The following is a 2,790-nucleotide window of genomic DNA, read 5'->3' as shown; positions in this document are numbered from 1 at the left end:
TGATTCAGGAAGGTGACGCGGTACAGGCGCTGGGGAGTACTCATGCTTGTGGCGAAACTCGCAGCCCGGAGCAATGGAAGGCCGGGACGGGCGCGATTTTCCCATACATCGCGGCCTGCAATCAGGCCGCGCCGAAATGCTCCGCTAACGCACCAGCCGGAAGCAGTTGCGCAGTTCGTCGACGAACAGCCCCGGCTGCTCGAAGGCCGCGAAGTGGCCGCCCTTCGGAACCTCGTTCCAGTAGATCAGGTTCGACATGCAGCGCTCGGCCCAGCTGCGCGGCGCGCGGTAGATCTCCTTGGCGAAGATGCTGCAGCCCACCGGCAGCGCGAGCTGCACGGCGATGAAACCATCGTGATAGCTCTCCCAGTACAGGCGAGCGGACGACGCGGCGCTGTTGCTCAGCCAGTACAGCATGACGTTGTCGAGGATTTCGTCGGCGGCCAGCACGCTGAGCGGATCGCCGCCGCAATCCATCCACTTCCAGAACTTCTCGTAGATCCACATCGCCTGGCCGGAAGGCGAATCGGCCAGGCCGTAGCCGACGGTCTGCGGCCGCGTCGACTGCTGCTTCGAATAGCCGGAATCCCAGCGATCGTAGTGCTGCAGCGCGCCGAGCATCGCCGCTTCCTCGGCGCTGAATTTATGGCCGAGATCGGCCGGCAACACCACCGGCAGATTGACGTGGATCGCCGCCAGCCCTGCGGGCCGCAATGCGCCGAGATTGGTCGTCACCAGCGAGCCCCAGTCACCGCCCTGCGCGACATAACGGCCGTAACCAAGCCGGCTCATCAGCTCGGCCCAGACGCTGGCGATCTTCTGCACGCCCCAGCCCGCTTTCGGCGGCTTGCCGGAAAAGCCGTAGCCGGGCAGCGACGGAATGACCAGATGGAAAGCATCTTCGGCCTTGCCGCCGTGGGCGGTCGGATCGGTCAGCGGGCCGATCACCTTGTGGAACTCGATCACCGAACCCGGCCAGCCGTGGCTCATGATCATCGGCATCGCGTTCTCGTGTTTCGAACGCACATGCAGGAAGTGGATCGCCACGCCATCGATCTCGGTGCTGAACTGGCCGAGCCCGTTCAGCATCGCTTCGCAGCGCCGCCAGTCGTACTTCGTCAGCCAATGCTCGACCAGCGCCTTCGCTTGCGCCAGCGGCACGCCCTGGGACCAGTCGCCGACCGTCTCCGGATCAGGCCAGCGGGTCAGCTCCAGACGGCGGCGCAGATCGACCAGTTGGGATTCGGGGATGGACAGGTGGAAGGGCTGGATAGTCGTGTTCACAAAGGAGGCTCAGGGGTGAATGGTGCAACGAGCAGCGTGCTCGTGAGTCAATTGTCGAGAGGTTCTTCGCCGGGAGTTTCGATGGCATTCAGCACCGTTTCCGCCAACCACAGCTTGCCCCAGGCGCGTCCGGTGACTTCACGCAGCACGCCGAGCATTTCGAGTTTGGCAATCATCACGCGGGCTGTCGGATCGCTGATGCCGAGCAGCTTCTGCAGGCGCGGCGGATTGACGTAAGGGTTGGTGAATAGCACATCGACCAGCGGCAGGGCTTTGGGCAAGGTTTCGAGTGCGACGCGCAGTTGTTCGCGTAAATCCAGCAGTTGTTTGGCTTGCCGGCTGGCACGGGCGGCGCTCCAGCGAACGCCGTTCAGGAAGTACATCAGCCAGCCCTGCCAGTCGCCATGCGTGCGGATGCGGCTCAAGGATTCGTAATACTCGCGACGATGGCGTTCGATGAATTCGGACAGGTATAGCAGCGGCTGGCCGAGGCGGCCCCGATCGATCAGGAACAGGGTGATCAGCAGCCTGCCAACACGGCCGTTGCCGTCGAGAAACGGGTGAATGGCTTCGAAGTGCTCGTGGATCAGCGCGCATTGGACGAGGTCTGGCATCTCGCCACGCCAATGCAGGAATTTCTCCCATTCTCCGAGTGCTGTGGTCATTTCTAGCACCGGCGGTGGCACATAGGGCGCCGTGGTTGGGGTGCTGCCTGGCGGGCCTATCCAGTTCTGGCTGCGGCGAAACTCACCGGGGGTTGCCGTGTTGCCGCGAACGCCATCGAGCAGCTTGGCGTGGACTTCTCGCACCAGGCGCAGCGACAGCGGCAAATGCCCGAGCTGGCTCATGCCGTGCTCGAGGGCTGCGATGTAGTTGCGGACTTCGCGAACATCGTCCGGCGGCGAATGTGGCGTATTAGGGGGCGTCAGGCCGGCTTCATCTTCGAGCAAGTCGGTGAGGCTGGCTTGTGTACCTTCGATCCGCGAGGACAGCACCGCCTCGCGCCGGACATAAGGCGCGATCAGCACATGCGGATTCGGCAGCAGGCGGCCGGTACCGGACAGTTCGCTGAGTGCGGCATCGGCTTCGGAAATCGCCCGCACCAAAGCCGGGGTGTAGGTGATAGCCGGCGGCAGCGGTGCTGGCACGAAGGCGATGTAGCCCTGCGGTGCGGTGACGATGCGTCCGGCAATCGACGTCTGAAAATCGCTGGCTTGCACCCGCCGGCCCTCGAAAGAAATCTTGAAAGCGAGCGTAGCTTTTTAAGAATTACGGATCAATCTTTAAAAGCGGCGTCAACTTTTAAAACTTCGGCAGATTCGTCGCCAGCTTGCCTCACTCCCGCCGATAAACCTCCGCTCCCGCCGCCTTGAACTCGGCGGCCTTGTCGGCCATGCCGTGTGCCAGGGCGTCTGCGGCATCGAGCTTCTGCTGGGCGGCGTAGTCGCGCACGTCCTGGGTGATCTTCATCGAGCAGAAATGCGGGCCGCACATCGAGCAGAAGTG

At 63.1% G+C, this 2,790-nt stretch carries 2 protein-coding genes; both read right to left on the bottom strand.

Annotated features, from left to right (window positions below):
• Window positions 1-144: 144 nt before the first annotated feature.
• Window positions 145-1,284 (bottom strand): epoxide hydrolase family protein, encoded by a 1,140-nt coding sequence (locus QZY06_RS01975; protein ID WP_295679495.1) that lies wholly within the window; start codon window positions 1,282-1,284, stop codon window positions 145-147.
• A 47-nt stretch (window positions 1,285-1,331) separates the two neighbouring features.
• Entirely contained in the window at window positions 1,332-2,504 is a 1,173-nt protein-coding gene (locus tag QZY06_RS01970) for a Fic family protein (RefSeq protein WP_295679493.1), read from the bottom strand.
• Between the last annotated feature and the right edge of the window lie 286 nt (window positions 2,505-2,790).

The sequence above is a fragment of the uncultured Nevskia sp. genome (assembly GCF_903885465.1).
In the GTDB taxonomy this organism is placed as follows: Bacteria; Pseudomonadota; Gammaproteobacteria; order Nevskiales; family Nevskiaceae; genus Nevskia.
The sequence above is the reverse complement of the archived record's forward strand: the minus strand, read 5'-3'. Positions and strand labels throughout refer to the sequence as shown.